This window comes from Paenibacillus sp. FSL M7-0896 (assembly GCF_037975415.1).
Lineage (GTDB): Bacteria > Bacillota > Bacilli > Paenibacillales > Paenibacillaceae > Paenibacillus_AQ > Paenibacillus_AQ silagei.
This window is the reverse complement of the sequence record NZ_CP150250.1, coordinates 365,498-383,840: the sequence shown is the minus strand read 5'-3', so window position 1 is coordinate 383,840 and position 18,343 is coordinate 365,498. Positions and strand designations below refer to the sequence as shown.

Annotated in this window: 15 protein-coding genes and 1 riboswitch; of the genes, 7 read left to right on the top strand and 8 right to left on the bottom strand. The window is 55.1% G+C overall.

The window, feature by feature from the left end:
- Positions 1–91: 91 nt before the first annotated feature.
- A complete protein-coding gene (locus MKY12_RS01640) occupies positions 92–1,492 on the bottom strand; it encodes an NCS2 family permease (protein WP_209877814.1) in 1,401 nt (466 codons plus the stop codon).
- A gap of 126 nt (positions 1,493–1,618) precedes the next feature.
- Positions 1,619–1,718, bottom strand: a riboswitch (purine riboswitch).
- A gap of 536 nt (positions 1,719–2,254) precedes the next feature.
- Between MKY12_RS01640 and rsgA the strand changes: the two genes are divergently transcribed.
- The 4 genes from rsgA (at position 2,255) to MKY12_RS01620 (ending at position 5,217) form a co-directional block, all read left to right on the top strand.
- The gene (gene rsgA, locus MKY12_RS01635; RefSeq protein ID WP_339312651.1) at positions 2,255–3,328 is read left to right on the top strand and encodes a ribosome small subunit-dependent GTPase A; all 1,074 of its coding nucleotides are present in this window, start codon (positions 2,255–2,257) and stop codon (positions 3,326–3,328) included.
- The gene (locus MKY12_RS01630) at positions 3,325–4,332 is read left to right on the top strand and encodes a phosphotransferase (protein ID WP_339312650.1); all 1,008 of its coding nucleotides are present in this window, start codon (positions 3,325–3,327) and stop codon (positions 4,330–4,332) included. Before rsgA ends, MKY12_RS01630 begins: the two co-directional genes overlap by 4 nt.
- Before the next feature lie 182 nt (positions 4,333–4,514).
- Positions 4,515–4,718 (top strand): helix-turn-helix transcriptional regulator, encoded by a 204-nt coding sequence (locus MKY12_RS01625; RefSeq protein WP_036696905.1) that lies wholly within the window; start codon positions 4,515–4,517, stop codon positions 4,716–4,718.
- Complete coding sequence (locus MKY12_RS01620; protein ID WP_339312649.1) at positions 4,708–5,217, top strand: DUF3278 domain-containing protein; 510 nt, start codon at positions 4,708–4,710, stop codon at positions 5,215–5,217. The genes MKY12_RS01625 and MKY12_RS01620 overlap by 11 nt, the downstream gene beginning before the upstream one ends.
- Before the next feature lie 169 nt (positions 5,218–5,386).
- On the opposite strand, the gene guaA is transcribed toward MKY12_RS01620, so the two are convergent.
- From guaA to MKY12_RS01595, 5 genes are all read right to left on the bottom strand, one after another.
- Positions 5,387–6,925, bottom strand: a complete 1,539-nt coding sequence (gene guaA, locus MKY12_RS01615) for a glutamine-hydrolyzing GMP synthase (protein WP_036723816.1) — start codon at positions 6,923–6,925, stop codon at positions 5,387–5,389.
- A 195-nt stretch (positions 6,926–7,120) separates the two neighbouring features.
- Positions 7,121–7,471, bottom strand: coding sequence for a hypothetical protein (locus MKY12_RS01610; protein WP_339312648.1), 351 nt, complete (start codon positions 7,469–7,471; stop codon positions 7,121–7,123).
- A 211-nt stretch (positions 7,472–7,682) separates the two neighbouring features.
- Complete coding sequence (locus MKY12_RS01605) at positions 7,683–10,199, bottom strand: transglutaminase domain-containing protein (protein WP_339312647.1); 2,517 nt, start codon at positions 10,197–10,199, stop codon at positions 7,683–7,685.
- Positions 10,168–11,643, bottom strand: a complete 1,476-nt coding sequence (locus MKY12_RS01600; protein WP_339312646.1) for a DUF58 domain-containing protein — start codon at positions 11,641–11,643, stop codon at positions 10,168–10,170. Before MKY12_RS01600 ends, MKY12_RS01605 begins: the two co-directional genes overlap by 32 nt.
- A gap of 246 nt (positions 11,644–11,889) precedes the next feature.
- Positions 11,890–13,314 (bottom strand): polysaccharide deacetylase, encoded by a 1,425-nt coding sequence (locus MKY12_RS01595; protein WP_339312645.1) that lies wholly within the window; start codon positions 13,312–13,314, stop codon positions 11,890–11,892.
- Between the two features lie 108 nt (positions 13,315–13,422).
- On the opposite strand from MKY12_RS01595, the gene MKY12_RS01590 reads away from it, so the two are divergent.
- The gene (locus tag MKY12_RS01590; RefSeq protein WP_339312644.1) at positions 13,423–14,103 is read left to right on the top strand and encodes a DedA family protein; all 681 of its coding nucleotides are present in this window, start codon (positions 13,423–13,425) and stop codon (positions 14,101–14,103) included.
- A gap of 37 nt (positions 14,104–14,140) precedes the next feature.
- The gene (locus tag MKY12_RS01585; protein WP_339312642.1) at positions 14,141–15,085 is read left to right on the top strand and encodes a YafY family protein; all 945 of its coding nucleotides are present in this window, start codon (positions 14,141–14,143) and stop codon (positions 15,083–15,085) included.
- 287 nt (positions 15,086–15,372) lie between these two features.
- Here the strand turns inward: MKY12_RS01585 and MKY12_RS01580 are convergent, their stop codons facing one another.
- Positions 15,373–16,905, bottom strand: a complete 1,533-nt coding sequence (locus MKY12_RS01580; RefSeq protein ID WP_076084736.1) for a DHA2 family efflux MFS transporter permease subunit — start codon at positions 16,903–16,905, stop codon at positions 15,373–15,375.
- The gene (locus MKY12_RS01575) at positions 16,902–17,354 is read right to left on the bottom strand and encodes a MarR family transcriptional regulator (protein WP_036723807.1); all 453 of its coding nucleotides are present in this window, start codon (positions 17,352–17,354) and stop codon (positions 16,902–16,904) included. Before MKY12_RS01575 ends, MKY12_RS01580 begins: the two co-directional genes overlap by 4 nt.
- 179 nt (positions 17,355–17,533) lie before the next feature.
- On the opposite strand from MKY12_RS01575, the gene MKY12_RS01570 reads away from it, so the two are divergent.
- Positions 17,534–18,178, top strand: coding sequence for a DinB family protein (locus MKY12_RS01570; protein ID WP_339312640.1), 645 nt, complete (start codon positions 17,534–17,536; stop codon positions 18,176–18,178).
- Positions 18,179–18,343: the final 165 nt, after the last annotated feature.

Below are 18,343 nucleotides of genomic sequence, written 5' to 3'. Positions count from 1 at the left end.
GCGCGGCTCCCCCCTTAAAAGAATAAAAAGAAAACGGCCCCTTCATATAATGAAGAGACCGCAGAATGTAAGTCAGAATCCGTGGAGCTTATTAGCCTTGGCTGCCGATCAGAACATAACGCAGGATGATCAGAATCGCCAGCACCCACATCATCCAGTGGATATCATATTTCTTCTTGCCGGCGATATTCGCTACACAAGCCAGAATCACGTAAGTAACAATCCCGAACGAGATCCCGTTAGCAATGTTATACGTAAACGGCATGATCACGAAGGTCAGGAAGGCCGGAATCGCCAGCACCATGTCCTGGAAGTCGATCTCACGGATCGATTGAGCCATCAGAACACCGACAATAATCAGCGCTGCCGCTGTGGCCGGACCAGGGATCAGAGCGACTACCGGAGCCAGGAACAAGGCAAGCAGGAAGCAGATCCCTGTAGTTACTGCAGTCAGACCCGTACGTCCGCCTTCAGCTACACCGGCTGCACTTTCTACATAAGCGGTAGTGGTGGAAGTACCCAGCATCGCACCGCCCGCAACAGCTACTGCATCTACGAACATGGCATTGCCGACACGCTTCTTGCCTTCTTCAGGGTTCTTCATGATTCCGGCACGTTCAGCAGTACCTACCAGCGTACCGAAGGTATCGAACAGTTCTACGAAGGTAAAAGTGGCAATCGCCGATACGATACCGGTGTGCATAATGCCTTCCCAGTCGAATTCCCAGAAGTTGAGCTGGGTGAAGTCAGGAATCCATGGTGTCTGCGGATTGCTCAATGAACTGAAATCCACAGCCCCCATTAGGATTGCAGCCACGGTAGTCCCGAGAATTCCGAACAGGATGGCGCCGCGAACGCGCAGTACCATTAAGATGGAGATCAGCAGCAGGCCGATAATCACGAGCTGAACATTGGTGTTCTCCAGGCTGCCCATATGAATTACAGTTTCAAAAGAAAGAACATCTGTAAATTTGTTAGCGGCGATATCGCTTCCGGCTTCAACGCCGATGGTCATCAGTCCGCTGTTCTTCAGGCCGATAATGGTGATGAACATCCCGATACCGACGGTGATCGCATGCTTCAGGCTGTCAGGAATAGCAGTGAGGAGAATCTGCCGGACCCTGGTGATCGTGAGCAGGATAAATACGATCCCGGAGATGAAGACGGCGGTCAGCCCCATCTGCCAGGTGAACTGATGCTCCGTGGTGGCGGAGGATAAGACGACGGAAGCGAAATATGCGTTAAGGCCCATACCAGGTGCCAGAGCGACCGGGAAGTTAATGAATACCCCCATGGCAATGGTGAAAATACCGGCTGCCAGCGCCGTCGCAAGGAATACGGAATACCAGCCCATATCAATGCGGCCGAAGGCAGTCAGAGTGCTTGGATTAACCGACAGAATATAAGCCATTGCCATAAACGTGGTTATACCGGCCATGATCTCTGTACGTACTGTGGTGCCGTTCTCTTTCAATTTGAAAAAGCGGTTCAAATCGTTCTCCCCCTAAGGTTGTATGTTGTGCCAATACAGCAACACAAAAGCCGGCATCTGGGAAGACACCGGCCCGAAAAAGAGATGGCTGCCGGGAATTCCGGACAATCGCCGGAAATCCCAGAACAAGTTGCTCTTCTTAATCGTAGCCAGGTCATTACGGTGACCTCGTAGAGACTTCCGGGCCGATCCCCGGAATTATACGAATATATTTGCTGTAGCGCTTTATCATTTTAGGGGGAGATGACAGCTCTTGTCAATGGTAAATACGAACATTGGCCGTCAGGTTTACACAAATGTTCGTAAATTGAACATTTCTATGACAAATACTGCTTGGTTCAGGGAGAATCCGCCAAACATTGCAGCATAAATGCGGATAGTTCCGCACTAAATTAACTATAATCAAACTCTACATGGATTTGCATAACAAATCTATGTTAATCTGAATGTGCTTAGCGATAAGCATTATTTCTAATCAAGTTCCTTATCCGAAAGGGGATGTTTCGATTGGCTACTACTTATATGGTGGTTTCCGTTTAAAACTGCATAGCAGGCATACATCTTAAAAATCAGGCAAACGCCTGGATTATTTGGTATGCCATCCCAAGTAACCTTTCGTGAATATTGCTGTTTGCGGGATACGATGAAGGTCGTATCTTCTTTGCATCTTGATGCCGTAGAACAGCAGCTTCTTATTGAGGCTGCTGTTCCGCGGCATTTTTGCGTCCATCAAACAACAGATAAGGAGCTAAACCCAAAAACATGATTAATCTTACAACCTATGGCTACACCGAAATAGAGGAAATCCCCGCTGGGCTATTACCGGGCAGAATTACGGAGCTGCGGCGGGAGCGCTTCACGGTAATCACAGAGCGGGGCGAGCTGACCGCTGTACTCAAAGGCACGTTCTATCACAGTGCGGAATCGCGCGGGGACTTCCCGTGCGTCGGCGACTTCGTCCTGCTGCGTCCGAACGAAAGCGGGGAATCGCTCATTACAGCGCTTCTCCCCCGCCGCTCCAAGTTCTCGCGTGCGAATTATTCCGGCCATGCCGCAGAATATACCAGAACCGTTCTGGAACAGGTCGTGGCCGCCAATTTCGACTATGTATTTATTTTGTCTTCCCTGAACAAGGATTTCAATGTCACGCGCATGATGCGTTATTTGACCCAGGCCAGGCAGAGCGGCGGCCAGCCGGTCATCATTCTGACGAAGGCGGATCTCACAGAAGACTACAGCCTCCCGCTGGCAGAAGTCCGGCAGAGTATGCCGGATGTTCCCGTGCACGCAGTGTGCAGTCATAACGGTCTCGGGCTTAATGAGCTCGATGTCTACCTTAAGCCAGGTTCAACTATCGTCTTCCTTGGTATGTCCGGGGTCGGCAAATCTTCGCTGCTTAACGCCCTGATGGAACGGGATGTCATGAAGGTCAGTGCCATCCGGGAGGAAGACAGCCGGGGACGGCATACGACGACCCACCGTCAGTTGTTCATGCTCCCCTCGGGAGCAATGGTAATCGATACCCCCGGGATGCGTGAGCTTGGATTATTCGACGCTGACGAAGGCATCTCTGCAGGCTTCAACGATGTGGAGGAATGGTTCACAGGGTGCCGGTTCCATGACTGCCGCCATGAGTCCGAGCCGGGCTGTGCGGTACTCGCCGCCCTTGCGGAGGGCTCTCTGACGCATGAACGCTGGGATCGTTACAACTCACAGCAGCAGGAGAACCGGTTCGTCCAGGACAGAACACACTATCTCAGGGACAAGGATGCCCGCAATCAGTCAGCTGCGATGCAGCGCAAGCAAATGAAGAAAAATGGAGGACGATACAAATGAAGATAAACCAAGATGCTTTATATATTGCTCTATCTCAGCTTTTTAATACAACGATTACCTCTGCAGATTACGAAACGCTACAGTTACACGGCGGAACTGTGGGGGATGTGCAATTGGTCACCGGAACCGCTGCAAGTGCTGCCGGGGAGAGCCTGCCGTTCCGCATCGTGCTGAAAATTCAAAAGAAATGGGAACGTTACAATGACCCGGATTCATGGCGGCGGGAATATGATCTCTACGCTTCTGAGCTGGGAGCGACCTTCAATGATACCTTCCGCTGGCCGGTGTGTTATCACGCGAAGATGAATGATGAAGAGAACGAGTACCAGCTATGGCTGGAATATATCAACGGCATCTCCGGCCTGGAGCTGACCGGTGACATGTATGAACAGGCCGCATTGGAGTTGGGACGGTATCAAGGGAAGTTGTACGCGGAGCAGCCTGAGGTGCTGCAAAGTCTGACCAACCTGAGCCATGCAGACCTCATGAAGAGTACGTATCTGCACTACCGGTCTTGGCCGGTTGTCTACGACTATATCCGTTCAGAGGAATGCGGATTCCCGCAGCATGTGCGGCAAATGCTCATCGACATCGATGAGCATTCGGACGATATTTTTGCCCGGATTGAAAGCCTGCCTCTGGTGTTATGCCACCGGGACTTCTGGGTAACCAACATCATCTATACTGGCGGGACCATCGCGCTGATCGACTGGGATACCAGCGGCTGGGGCTACCTCGGCGAGGACATCGCCAGCCTGATTGCAGATGAGGTGGATCTTGATCATATGATTGAATACTATCAGCGGTGTGTCCCTGCTTATTACCGGGGCTTCACGGAATATGCGGGAGAGATTGCCCCGCTTGCCGGCCACTGCGTCTACGAATTCATTCTGCTCGTCTTCGGATACCGGCTGGTGGAGGGATATCTTCATGCGGAGGATGATGACGACAAGGCGGAGAATCTTCGTACGCTTGAGAAAATTTATGAGTTGAAGAGCTTGTAGCTATCCGCCTATGCGGGAAGAACTCCAAACCATAATATAGGGTTTGGAGTTCTTTTTTGTCATACAGCTGAAGTTCTCCTGCCGGAATATTGTCATATATAATTGACACATCAGTTCAGAGATAGTACGATAAACAAACAGTTAGTCATATATATATGACTTTTCTTCAAGGAGGAATCGATATGAACAGGGTTGCCGAATACAGAAAACGCTCCGGTTTGTCGCAACTTGCCCTGTCGAAGGAGGTCGGAGTTGCCCGGCAGACGGTCAATCTGATTGAGAATGACAAGTATAATCCTTCATTGGATTTGTGCGTTAAGCTGGCCAAGGCCCTGAACTCTGATTTGAATACACTTTTCTGGGAGGTAAACAGTAATGCTGAGTAGTATGGAGAAGAGAATGCTAAAGCCATTTGTTGGCTATATAGAGGAAAGGGATGAGTATCAGCGGGGAGAGATTCATCGTATTCTTGCCGGTGCCTGCATGCATGCCTTGTATCTGACGTCTGGTCTTATGCTTATCAGCTTAATTATGGATACCATACATCACACATTCACATTCGGAACTATGGCTCTCTTCATTGTGCAGCAGTTTGTAGCCTACTACATCCTTATCCGGCTCCGAAAAACCGGAGTTGCTGAAACGGAATATGATATAAATGCAGATTATGAAAAAACAATTAAAGCATTGAAGAAAAGGTTTTTCTTGGCAGGTGCCCAGTGGGGCTTCACTATGTTCGTCCTGATGGAGTTCCTATTCCCGGCGTTAGCTGGTGAGAAGATCGAAATTCACCTGTTCAACATTCTGCTCTGGTGCATCGCGGGCGCTGCCTTTGGGATCATTACATATTTTCTTCAAAAAAGAAACATTAAAAAAATCGTTTAGAAGCATACGTGGAAACAGCTTTGCCGTCCTTTTAAAGGACGGTACCGTTTCAGCGAGAAATAGAAGGATAAGTTATCGTGTGCAACATATAAGTTCTTATATTTCGAAAAAAACTCTCTCCCATCAGCAAAAATCGCCGATAGAAGAGAGTTTTTATTTTATCCTTGATCTATTCCCACTCGATCGTGGCAGGCGGCTTAGAAGTAATATCGTACACGATGCGGTTCACGTTATCCACTTCGTTGACGATGCGGACTGAAATTTTCTCCAGCACATCCCATGGGATACGTGCCCAGTCAGCGGTCATGCCGTCGATGGAGGTTACCGCACGAATGCCTACGGTGTAGGAATAGGTGCGCTCGTCACCCATTACGCCCACACTCTTCATGTTAGGGAGTGCAGTGAAATACTGCCAGATCTCACGGTCGAGACCCGCCTTGGCAATCTCTTCACGCAGGATATAGTCGGAATCGCGGACGATCTGCAGCTTCTCTTCGGTCACTTCACCCAGCACACGAATTGCCAGACCCGGACCCGGGAAAGGCTGACGCCACACGATCGCATGCGGCATGCCCAGCTCTTCGCCCAGCTTACGGACTTCATCCTTGAAGAGGGTGTTCAGCGGCTCAATCAGACTGAATTTCATATCTTCCGGCAGCCCGCCCACATTGTGGTGCGACTTGATCGTCTGCGCCGTTGCTGTTCCGCTCTCTACGATATCGGTATACAGTGTACCTTGAGCCAGGAACGCGAAGTCACCCAGCTTGGCCGATTCTTCGTCGAAGCAATAGATGAACTCGTTGCCGATGATTTTACGTTTCTGTTCGGGATCGGACACACCGGCCAGCTTGCCGAGGAAGCGGTCACGGGCGTCGATTTTGACAACATGGATATCGAACTTGCCGACAAAAGTCTCCATGACGCTCTCCGCTTCACCTTTACGCAGAAGGCCGTGGTCGATGAACATACAGGTCAGCTGATCGCCGATCGCACGGTGAATCAGCATCGCCACAACAGAGGAATCCACGCCGCCGCTGAGTGCGCAGAGCACCTTCCGGTCGCCGACTTTATCACGGATATCCTTAACGGCATCCTCAATGAACGACTCCATCGTCCATTTGCCCTCGCAGCCGCAGACCTCGTACAGGAAGTTCGAGATCATCTCATTCCCCTTCACGGAGTGGCGTACCTCAGGATGGAACTGAACGGCGAAGAATTTGCGTTCATCATTACTCATGGCTGCAATCGGCGCGCTCTCTGTACCGGCATCCAGCTTAAAGCCCTCCGGAAGCTCCACTACATGATCCCCGTGACTCATCCATACAGTCTGTTTGCTCTCAAGGCCCGCTGCAAGCACGGAGCTGGGTGCGAATTCTACATCGGCTTTGCCATATTCGCGCTTGGCGGAGCGTTCCACCTTGCCTCCCTGCTGCTGTGCCATCAGTTGCATCCCATAGCAGATTCCGAAGATCGGCAGCCCGAGCTCGTAAATCGCCGGGTCGACATGTGGTGCATTCTCCGCATAGACACTGCTTGGCCCGCCTGAGAATACAATCCCTTTGGGTGATAAGGCCTTAATCTTCTCCATCGGTGTATTGTACGGCAGAAGCTCGCTGTATACCCCCAGGTCACGAATTCTGCGCGCGATAAGCTGGTTATACTGTCCCCCGAAATCCAGAACAACGATTATTTCATTTGGCTTGTTCATTACTTGCCTCCCTTGATTATTGGATTCATTATACTCATGGTTAATTCTCAGCGTCAAGGAAATGGGGTCCCTCTGTTTCAAGGTTTTGGGATAGCTGTGGTAGGGGTGGAGGGAATACCTGCATGGGGCAAAGATAGCGGAAACAGGCTCGCGGCCATGACAGTAAGGAATACCTGCAGATGAGCAAATGTCTGCTCATTCGCCGCTGCCGGGAGCCGACACCAAGTTATAGGGATAAAGAGAAGAATTGTAGCCGTGGCTGGCGGTGGATAGTGTCTGGCATGGGGAGGTGGATTTAAATGTGGTCGGTTTTTCGATTACATTTGGCCCTCGTGCCCACGCAGCGCCGAATGTAGTCGGTTTTTCGATTACATTTGGTCCTCGTGCCCACGCAGCGCCGAATATAGTCGGTTTTTCGATTACATTTGGGCCACGTGCCCACGCAGCGCTAAATATAGTCGGTTTTTCGATTACATTTGGTCCTCGTGCCCACGCAGCGCCGAATTTCGTTTTTCGATTACATTTGCCCCACTCGCCGCCCCCCAACAAATTGCATTCGGTTTACTGTGAAAATACGCTAAACAGATGAATGGACGATAGCACGCTGCTCTTTTCATGCTGGAGTTGTGCCTTGATTGACATGTATGTTTTCGCCTACATTTGGTCCATTATATGTACCTCTATCCGGGGCAGACGGAAGTCATGATTCCCTATATGAAAAGACGTCCGCTGCAAATGCAGGGACGCCGCTTCTCGATCAAGTTAGATGGAAGGTGATCATCAGGCACCGGGCCATAAATGCCGCTGCGTCTATGGTATCGGCAGCGTTGGAGGGCTCGGGGGGTGACGAGGGCAAGGCGGGCGACATCCGCGCAGAGTGCGACAAAGGTAAGGCGCCTCCGGTGGGGACCGACGCCGCTGAAGGCATGGCGTCTCCAGCGGAGCCCGCCGACGCTAAGGGCACGGCGCCTCCAGCGGAGCGCGCGGCCGCTAAAGGCACGCCGCCTCCGGCGCCGCCATACGCCAGGGTCTCCCACTGGCGTACAAACCCCCGGACGGCGGCGCGCAGCCGCCCGTCCTCGATAGCCAGGGAGTCTGCGTACTCCCTGGCGGTAACCCCGGGCAGCGGCGGCCCATAGCGCGCCGCCAGCCCGTGCCAGGCCAGAGCGGCGGCGCGCAGCTGCCGCTCACGGCCAAGCCTGCCGGCGCGGCGCACCGCCGGCAGCAGGGCCAGGCTGCGCCGCCAGCGGATGGCGGCAGCCAGCACCAGCGCCGCCAGCGCGAGCGGCGCAGTGTCCGGGCCGCCCGCCTGCGGCAGGGCGGCGGTGAGCGCGTCCGCGTGCAGCGCAGCGGAGCGGCGGGTGTCCGGCGGCGCGGAGGCCGCCGCCGGGTCCGTAGCCGCCGCGCCGAGGGCAGCGGCGGCAGCGGCGGAGGGCGTGGGGTCGAAGGGGACCCAGCCCGCGCCGGGGAAATAGACCTCGACCCAGGCGTGGGCATCGCCGCTGGTCACGCTGTAGCGCTGCGGCACAGAGCCAGGCACGGCGGTTCCCGGGCCGTAGCCCTGGACGTACCGCGCCGGAATGCCGCTGCTGCGCAGCAGGACCGTCATCGCAGTGGCAAAATGCACACAATAGCCCTGACGGGTCCCGAACAGGAAATCATCGGTGAAATCGGCACTGGACGGCGGCACGCGGGTCTTCAGCGAATAGGTATAGCCTTTCTGAAGATAACCTGCTACGGCTACGGCGGCATCGTAACGGCTCGCCGCAGCTGCGGTAAGATCGCCGGCCAGGGCACGCACCCTGGACGGCAGAGCAGCGGGGAGCTGCAAATATTGGCTGCGGACCCCGTCGGGATCACTCCCCCTCAGCGTCCGCAGGACTGCCGGATCACTTGGCGGCAGAACAGACTTGACGGTGTACTCCGTAACCCCTGCGGAGCCGTAGACTTCCGGCAGGCGGAAGCTGAGCCTGTCCGGGCTGGCCAGTACGTAACCCAGCTGGCTTCCGTCCGCAAGCCGGATGTTCTGTACGTCTGTTATAGCGCCTGCACTGAACAGAGGCACACCTCCAGTGGAAGGAGCAGCGAGCTGAATCCGCTGGGTGAGGGTCTGACCCCCGGCCGATGAAGCATTCGCCAGAGCGGGCAGCGCCCCGGACAGCCGGGGCAGATTCAGCGCTGAATACGCGGCTCCGCTCCTGATCCAGCGGCGGCCGTCATAATACGCCATGCTTTCCCCCCGCGAGTAGTAGGGACGGGAAGCAGTGACCATGAAGACCGCCTCCCGGCTGGGAGTCAGGGGCATGCCAAGCTCCCTGTCTTCCATACTGTAGCCGGTGCTGCCAGTGCCGGGTACGCCTGGCTCCTCCGGTCTTTGCGCCGCTGCCCAGTGCTCCAGCTTGTCCAGCACCGGCTGCAGTGTAACCGGGGCAGCCGGGCGCGCCCCCAGCCCTTGCCCGGCCATCCAGGCGGCCAGCGTTACCAGTACAGCTGCCGAGAATGCCCTGGCTCCCCAGCGGGCGTATGGAAGAACAGGCCTTTCTGTCCTCTCTTGCAGGTGGAGCAGCCCGCTTAAAGCCCGCAGCCACAGGATCAGCCCCGCAGTGACCAGGACATCCCCGGAAGTATTAACGGCATAGCCCATATCCAGCACCAGCAGATACACCAGCGTTACACCGGTGAACAGCGCAATACTTCCTCTGTACAGTGCGAGCTGCTGGACGGAAGACACCAGCAGCCCCCAGCCCAGTACCAGAATCAGCAGCCTGCTGTCCTCGCTTAATGCGGAGATCCGGCCAGAGAGCAGCAGCAGGGCATCCTGTCCGCTTTTCTCCATGACATAGACCTTCAGCCACCCTCCCCCACCTCCCGCAGCAGCACAGAGACCATACCAGGTCATGAAGATTAGCAGAAGCTGCCCGCTTGTCTGGACAAGACGGGGCAACAGCAGACAGCCCCATACGAGAAGTGCTGCTGCCGAGAGCATCAGGAGCCGCAGGAGCTGTGTATGGTCCGCTGCCGCAGACAATCTGTAGAGCGGCAGCAGCCACAGCCCAAAGACGCCCATAATCGCCAAAGAGAACAGACCGCGATAATACAGAGGACTGTTCTCTCTTTTACCTGCGGAGCTGTTCTCTGCAAGGTCTGATTCCTCCATCCCTGCCGCTGTAAACATGATGCTTCCGTAGCGGCGCTGCCCGCTGTGGGTTGAGCCCTTCGGACTGGCGCCATCCGTACCCGCACTAGCAGGAGGTGGAGTTATCCGGGAATCCATCAGGCTCCGCCCCCTTGTACCTTTGTGCAGGAGTAGCATAGCTCAGACAGTGAATCCTCGCGCCAAGCCGCATCAGACTTCCCGCAATCGTATCCGAGGCAGGCGGTCTTCTGTTCCCGTAAGCTGCGGGATCATGCTGCCCGGCTGTTTCCCACTCCTCCGGCTCCAGCCTGCTGCTGCGGGAGAGCTCCGGCATTATACCGGCTGCTCCGGCCGGGCTCCGCACAGGATTACCGGAAGTCCGGCTCGGAGAAGGCTGGTCCCAGACATAATACAGCTCTACCCTGATTCCCTGAACCAGAAAGCGGGCCAGCGTTCTCGCCGACTCCTCCTCCAGCCGGCCGGTAATGACGGATACCGTCATCCCGGGAATCCAGCTCCGCGATGCATCCTCCAGCAGTCTGCTGAGACTCTGTGAGCCGGAGGGGGCAATCTCTGTAAGCAGATCCCGGACCCTCCCGGGGATCTGGCCCAGTCCCTCATGTCTGGCCATTCCTTCCGGCCAGCCGCCGCTGAAGAGCTGGATGTAGCTGCCGGTACGCTCGGCAGAGAGCAACAGCCCCATCGTAGCCGATACCGCCTGTTCAAAGGCCGGGATCACCGACCTCCGCTGGCTGCGGGGAGGGTGCGCACCGCCGGGAATCTCGTAATCCGCCGGACTGCTCGCAAGCACGATGCAGGTCATCTGCCCCGCTTCACATTCCGGCACTCTGCTCTGCAGATTGCCTTTACGGGCGCTGCTCTTCCAGTGAATCCGGCTGAACGGATCACCCGGCGCATAATCACGGATATCCGCTGCTTGCGGGCTGCTGTGGTTCCCCCGCCCGGACACACGGTCTCCCGGCAGCAAGCCGGTATCCGGCACAACTGTGCCCATATATAACGCCCTTGGCAGCACCTTGAAGTCCGCCTTGCCGCCCGGCTGGCAGCCGCCGGTAAACAGCCCCGGCAGATCCCCCCAAGTTATACTGCACCCATGAAGCTGATGTACACCCCTGGGAACGGACAGCAGCTCATAAGAATATTTGAAGGAACGCCGGAAGCCGGGAAACAGCAGCTCCTGATGGCTGCCCCCGCTCCAGTAATCGGTCACAATCATCCAGGGCAGCGGGATTCTGGCGGCAAAAGAAATTTGAACTTCCACAACGGCGTCATCCCCCGCAGACAGACGCCCAGGAACAATCGTACGCTGGACACTAACTCTCCGGGGACCGCAGAGCTGCATCAGCAGGCCGCCGGACATGACCACTCCGCCCGCTGTCAGCAGCAGCAGGAGCGATTCTCCGCCGCGCCACATATACAGTCCTCCGGTAACCGCCATCAGGAGCAGCATTCGCCCCCACTCCTTCGCTGCGCGGCGGACGCGCTTCCGGGGGAACCCGGCTATCTCTGCATTCCCGTACCTGTTCTGCTGTGAATACACCTGTGATTTTGGATCTGTCAATGATGATGAGGACAAGGAGGACACCCTTCCATGGTCATAGACTAGCCCCCTGACAGCCTGTACTTTCTCTGGCTATACTACCTGCTGAGGCCTGTTGCTATCTATTCTTTCCACGAAAAAGGATGCCCAGACATTCAGCAGCCGCTTTTCCCGCCAGTAGTCGCTTTTCCCGCCAGCCCCCCTGCCGTCCCTGTCGTATCCTGCCGTCCCCTCCGTCCAGCCTTCCTCCAAAAACGGATATCCGCCTTAAGCTGCGGTAACCCTGCGCTCCTCTGCATTAACAAAGGCTTCCGCACCCGGATGACCTGCCGCCTCAAGCAGCATACGCAGGGGTACCCAGAGGGAGGAGCCTTGGAGCTGCACCTGTGCCGCCCTGTACTCTGCTGTACCGTCCGGCCAGTGAATGCCAACCTCCTGCTTCTGTGAGTCCAACGTCATGCTGCGGCCGTTCCAGCTTACAGCTGCGCTACGGGTATCCGCATCCCAGCCGACCCGCCCGCCCAGACGTTCCACGGTGGCGCGTAGCGGAACATAGTACTGCCCGTCCTGGAGACGGTACTCTCCGGGCTTCAGCATGATCTCCATCCGCCCAATCTCAAGCGCAAGCGCCTTGCCTGGTGCAAACAGCTCCGCATTCGGAGCAATATTGGCCGATATCCAATCCTGTGACGGCTTGCTCCGCTGAAGCGAGGCTGCCTTGGAGGACACCCTGAACTGTACGGGATCACTCTGCGTATCCAGAACGCCGAACTCATAACCGGCCGCTCTGTAGCGTTCAATAATGGCAGGCAGCGCCTGGGCACTCTGTTCATGGCCTGATCCGTCATGCAGCAGCAGCACCACACTGGCGGAGTTCAAGTCAGCCACAGATGCCTGCACAATCTCCGCAGCGGGCACTCCCCGGCGGCGGGAATCTCCGCTGTCCACAGTCCAGTCCATCACCCGGTAGCCTGCCTGCTTCAGCAGATTGAAGTATGTACTGTCGAAATGGCCGAACGTGCCGCCCGGCGCACGGACCAGTTGCGGACGGACGCCTGTGATCTCACGTACCGTTTCCTCCGTCATTTTGATTTGACGCCAGAATTCCGTGAAGCCGCTATATAAATCATGATAGTTATGATTATAGGTATGGTTGCCGATAGCATGCCCCTGCTCCCAGATGGCATGGATCAGCTCGGGACGCCCTGCGGCCTGATCCCCCAGCACGAAGAAGGTCGCCTTAACCCCCTGCTCCTGCAATATGCTAAGCACCTTGGGAGTAACTGCGCTTGGCCCGTCGTCAAAAGTCAGATAGACCACCTTCTCCTTACGGTGACCGGCTGCTGGAGCAGCTTTCCCCGCAGCAGCAGCTACTTGTTGTATAGCGGGAGCAGGACGCTCTGCATCTGCCTTAGGGGTTGAACCGCCCGAAATATGCGGCTGCCGTGATTCTGCGGTTGTCATTCTGGCCGCTGCCGGAGGCAAATCTTGCACCGGGACAGCCGGAGCATTATTCTTAGAGAGTAGAGGTAACGCACTGCCTGCTTCAGCCTGCAGGGAGTACGTAATCCGCGAACCGGAAGAATTCCCCTGCCCTCCATAGGCTGACACACCCAGACTCAGCACAACAGCAATAACAAGCAACCCGCAGATCATGATGCGGCGGATAGGATTTTCCAGATTGTCCTTCATCTTCTCTACCTCCAGCATTCTATTGGCGCACCCGCACCATTTGGTAGATTGTATGAAGACAAGCTTCAGAATAGAATAGGCGCGCAGCCTTTGGAGAGTGAAGAATCTATGGATATGCTGAAATGGATACAAGAATTGTTTGCGAGCTATGGTTATAGCGTATTGTTCTTCGGGCTTTTGCTCGAATTTATCGCCCTGCCTTTTCCCGGGGAGACCACGATGGCCTTCGCAGGATTCCTCTCCTACACCGGGAGGCTGGATTTCTTCACCCTGGTGATCGTAGCCTTCTTAGGGACTACAATCGGGATGACCATTACTTATTTCATCGGGCTCAAGGCAGGTCTGCCCTTTATCCAGCGGTACGGTAAATGGTTCATGTTCTCTCCGGCCAAGCTGGAAAAGACGCAGCGCTGGTTCGAGAAATACGGCAGCGTGCTGATCTCCATCGGCTATTTCATCCCCGGCGTCCGCCACTTCACCGGCTATTTTGCCGGGATTATCGCCCTGCCCTTCCGTAAATTCGCTATGTATGCCTACGGGGGCGCAATATTCTGGGTAGTGTTATTCCTCGGAATCGGCAAAATCTTCGGCCCGCAGTGGATGGGCATCTTCCACCTGATCGAATCCTATGCCCTCTGGATCGCGTTAGGCGTGCTGGTTATTGCCGCGCTGATTGTCATTTACCGTTACCGGGCTGCCATTTCTCTCCGGCTGCGCCGGCGCAAGCCAGTGGCTACGCTTGAACCCAAGGTCCAAGTGAAGGTCAAAGAGACCTCCAAGACCCGTTGACTAAAGCCTCACCTAACGTCTGAAAGAAGGTATCCCTGTGAAAATAGACCGTCTGCTCTCCATTGTCATATTGCTGCTCAACCGGCCGCTGATTCAGGCCAAGGAGCTGGCCGATATGTTCGAGGTCTCCGTGCGTACGATTTACCGCGATATAGACAGCATTAACAGCGCAGGCATCCCTGTGGTTACCTATCAGGGCGCAGGGGGCGGCATCGGCCTCATGCAGGGCTACCGGCTGGACCGCAACGTATTATCGCAACGCGAGCTGGCCGATATTTTCAGTGCGCTGCAAAGCGCCTCCTCCATCGGAGGAGAGGGCCATCAGCTATTGATGGAGAAGATCAGCAGTGTTGTCCCTCCCTCCCAGATCTCCGCCTTCCGCAGCAAAACCACCCAAATGATCGTCGATTTCTCCCCCTGGGAGCTGACAGCTCCGCTGGAGGAGCGGCTGGACCTCCTTAAAGAAGCCTTAGAGGAGGAGATCATGGTCACTTTTGAATACATAACTGCCGAAGGCAGGGTAAGCCAGCGTACGGTCGAGCCCTATACGCTGGTCCTCAAGGGACAATTCTGGTACTTATACGGGTTCTGCGAGGAGCGTCAGGATTTCCGCCTCTTCAAGCTGCTGCGGATGAAAGCGCTAGTGAAGAAGAACAGGCACTATATCCGCCAGGATATTCCGCTTACAGAGCTGCCGTGGAGTAGTAGCTGGAAGGAACCGCAGAATCTCACACCGGTCAAGCTGCGTTTCACGCCGGAAGGCAAGCATCTCGCCGAAGAATACTTCGACTGTGAGACGCTCCAGCAGGATGATACCGGCGGATACACCCTAACGCTCCAGTACCCTGAGAATGACTGGCTATACGGCTTCCTGCTAAGCTTCGGAACCGTCCTGGAGGTGCTGGGACCGGAGCACATCCGCCGCAGATTAGGCGAGGTGGCCCGCGGCGTCGCGGCGGTATATTCATCAGACTTGCCGTAGCGGCAATAAAAGCCGACCCTAAGCATTTTCAATTCGCCATCGCATGACCTCCTTTCCACCCCACCCGCATTCAAGCATGTACAATCTTTTTCCATCCGCATCCGAACCTGAATCCATGTTGTCAGGTTTGCCGGTTTATACTCTAAGGGAGAAGCCGGTTTTTGACTGGGAGACTGGGGAGGATGAAGGACAGTGGGGCAATTCCACCCTAGCTCGCAGACGCAAAAAGACGACCCGGCAACCGTTAACGGTTATATCGGATCGTCTTTTTTATACTGTATACAGGATTATGCTCTCTGTGATTTCGTCAGGCTCGGCTGCGTCTGTCCGCCTTCCGCTTCTTCCGTCTTGAGGAAGTCGGGCTGCGGAGAGGTCTTGCGGATGAACAGCGCCAGCACCAGGGCAACAACAGTCACCCAGGTTGCTACAGTGAACGCGTGGGTAATCCCGTTAATCGTTGCGTCCTGAGTAAGCTTCAGCATCGCAGCCTTATCTGTCTTCGACACCGCACCGCTGACCAGTGCATCGGTGATGTTGCTCTTCGTACGGTTGGTCATCAGGCTGACGAACAGGGCCATCCCCAGTGCACCGCCCACGGTACGCAGGGTGTTGGACATGGCTGTACCATGAGAAGCCAGACGCTGCGGCAGCTGGTTCAGACCGGCGGTGACGATAGGCATCATCAGCATCGACATCCCGAACATGCGGGCCGTATACGTTAAGATCAGGTGAGTATAAGTGGTAGTGGTGCTGATCTGGCTGAATTCCCAGGTTGTTACAGTGGTGATGGCAAGGCCGATAACCGCCAGCCATCTGGCTCCGATTTTATCAAATATAATTCCGGTGATCGGTGACATCACGCCCATCAGAACCGCACCCGGGAGCAGCATCAGTCCGGATTCCATCGGTGTAAAGCCGCGGATGGTCTGCAGATAGATCGGCAGCAGGATCATCCCTGCATACATAGCCATAGTGACGATAATGTTGATCACGGTAGTCAGGGAGAACATGTTGTAGCGGAAAATGCGGAACTCAAGCAGCGGCTTATCCGTGGTCAGCTCACGCCATACGAACAGCCCCAGGGACACGATACCCAGGATCAGGCAGAGAATAACGGTCGTGCTACCCCAGCCGTCTGTTCCGGCATCACTGAAGCCGTAGAGTAGCCCGCCGAAGCCCAGTGTAGACAGAATCACACCCGGTTTATCCAGCTTCGGAGAAGTCAGCTTACCGACATTCTGCATAGTCTTCATGCCGAGCAGCATTGAGAAAATGGCCAGCGGAAGCACAATGTAGAACAGCACGCGCCAGGAATAGTTCTGCACGACCCAGCCGGACAAGGTAGGTCCGACAGCCGGAGCAAAAATCATCGCAACCGCCATCAGTCCCATCGCCTTGCCCCGTTCTTCAATCGGGAAGATACGCAGGAACACAATGTTCATCAGCGGCATCAGAATTCCGGCACCTACAGCCTGAATGACTCTGCCGACCATAATCATCTCAAAGCCTGTTCCTATTGCACAGACCAGTGTACCTATCGAAAATAACATCATTGCCGTCGTAAAGAGCTGGCGGGTCGTAAATTTCTCCACCAGATAGGCGCTGATCGGCACGAGCACACCATTAACCAGCATGAACCCTGTCGTCAGCCATTGGGCCGTATTGGCGAGGATATTCAGGTCTTCCATCATTTTGGGCAGCGCCACATTCATCAGCGTCTGATTGAGTAGCGCCACGAAGGCGCCGATCAGGAGCGCTGCGATAATCGGACCTCTGCGGACCGTCTTGGACGGTGCATTACCGGCTGTAATTGTACTCATAGCTTCTTGTTGTCTCTCCCTTGTTCTAGAATTCGGATAATTTCACCATGCAGCCGCAGCAGCTCCTGTACATCCTCCGCAGGAATGTCTGCCAAGGGCTGCAAATGTCTTCGGAGTGACTGCCTGCTGAGCAGACGGATCTCCTTGCCTTTCTCAGTCATCGCCAGCTTAAATATTCGTCTGTCGCTCTGCGAGCGTTCTCTGGTAATCAGTCCGGCCTTCACCATCCGGTCCACTACACCGCTGGCTGCGCTGTTGCCCAGATGCAGAAGATCGGCCAGCTCCGTGATCCCGATATCGGGATGCAAGGATAACTTACGCAATACCATCAGCTGGGTAGATGTGATGTTAAGCTCCTCTGCATCCTTCCACAGAAGCTGCTGGAAATTATGGGTAATGCAGCGGAAAGAGGACAGAATATCATCCAGTTGCTTTTCCTTTTCTTCCAAGCCTTATCCCTCCACAAGCATAATGCACAAATGCACAATAATACTTCGCATGCGAACTATTTTACTATTTACCTATTTATCCGTCAATGATTTTCTTGCAGAAATTTTCTGAAAATTACGGAAAGCGAGGATTAAACATGAATACAGAACAACGAAATCACTGGAACAGGCAGCATAAAATGTTGCCCAGGATCATCACCAAGCCGGAGGCGCATACTGAAGCAGTCGCTATCATTCTGGAGCTGCATACCTCCCTCTACGCCTCTGAAGAAGGAAACGGGGAACAGGCAACCTATGAGGATGCCTTATGGGACCAGCTGCTGGAGTCCACCGCGCGCAGCTACCCGGTGCAGACACCCGGCAGCCGTAATTCTATAGTCTGGCATCTGTGGCACAGTGCACGAATAGAGGATATCACCATGAACATCCTGGGGGCAGACCGTGAGCAGGTGCTATACTCCGGTCAGTATGCCCGGAGGCTGGGGGTTCCTTACGTTCATTCCGGCAATGGAATGAGTGAACAGGATGTTGCTACACTCAGTAGAGAGGTGAATCTCGGAGCGCTATCCGAGTACCGGCGCGATGTCGCCCGCAGAACACGTTCCATTCTATCCGCTCTGGAGCCGGGACAGCTCGGGATGAAGGCAACTCCGGCGCAGTTCGAGAGAGTCCGGGAAGAGAAGGCCGTGTTGGACACCGAGCAGTGGCTGTTGGATTATTGGGGCGGCAAGACCTTTGCCGGTCAGGTACTGATGCCGGCCACCCGGCATAACTTCGTCCATCTGAACAAAGCGATGCGGGTGAAGCAGAAGCTGCAGAAGTGACTCCGGGGTATCCGGAGGATTTGACCCACGTGCTCCGCGCCTGCTCCATGTAGTCGGTTTTCCGACTACATTTGGCCCACGTGCTCCGCGCCTGCTTCATGTAGTCGGTTTTCCGACTACTTTTGGCCCACGTGCTCCGCGCCTGCTTCACGTAGTCGGTTTTCC

Bases quoted from the DNA above. Each gene is read 5' to 3' on its own strand.
- MKY12_RS01595 (WP_339312645.1), bottom strand. From the start codon at position 13,314: ATGAAGGACAATCTGGAAAATCCTATCCGCCGCATCATGATCTGCGGG.
- MKY12_RS01620 (WP_339312649.1), top strand. From the start codon at position 4,708: ATGCTGAGTAGTATGGAGAAGAGAATGCTAAAGCCATTTGTTGGCTAT.
- MKY12_RS01590 (WP_339312644.1), top strand. From the start codon at position 13,423: ATGGATATGCTGAAATGGATACAAGAATTGTTTGCGAGCTATGGTTAT.
- MKY12_RS01570 (WP_339312640.1), top strand. From the start codon at position 17,534: ATGTTGCCCAGGATCATCACCAAGCCGGAGGCGCATACTGAAGCAGTC.
- MKY12_RS01580 (WP_076084736.1), bottom strand. From the start codon at position 16,905: ATGAGTACAATTACAGCCGGTAATGCACCGTCCAAGACGGTCCGCAGA.
- rsgA (WP_339312651.1), top strand. From the start codon at position 2,255: ATGATTAATCTTACAACCTATGGCTACACCGAAATAGAGGAAATCCCC.
- MKY12_RS01625 (WP_036696905.1), top strand. From the start codon at position 4,515: ATGAACAGGGTTGCCGAATACAGAAAACGCTCCGGTTTGTCGCAACTT.
- MKY12_RS01630 (WP_339312650.1), top strand. From the start codon at position 3,325: ATGAAGATAAACCAAGATGCTTTATATATTGCTCTATCTCAGCTTTTT.
- MKY12_RS01605 (WP_339312647.1), bottom strand. From the start codon at position 10,199: ATGGATTCCCGGATAACTCCACCTCCTGCTAGTGCGGGTACGGATGGC.
- guaA (WP_036723816.1), bottom strand. From the start codon at position 6,925: ATGAACAAGCCAAATGAAATAATCGTTGTTCTGGATTTCGGGGGACAG.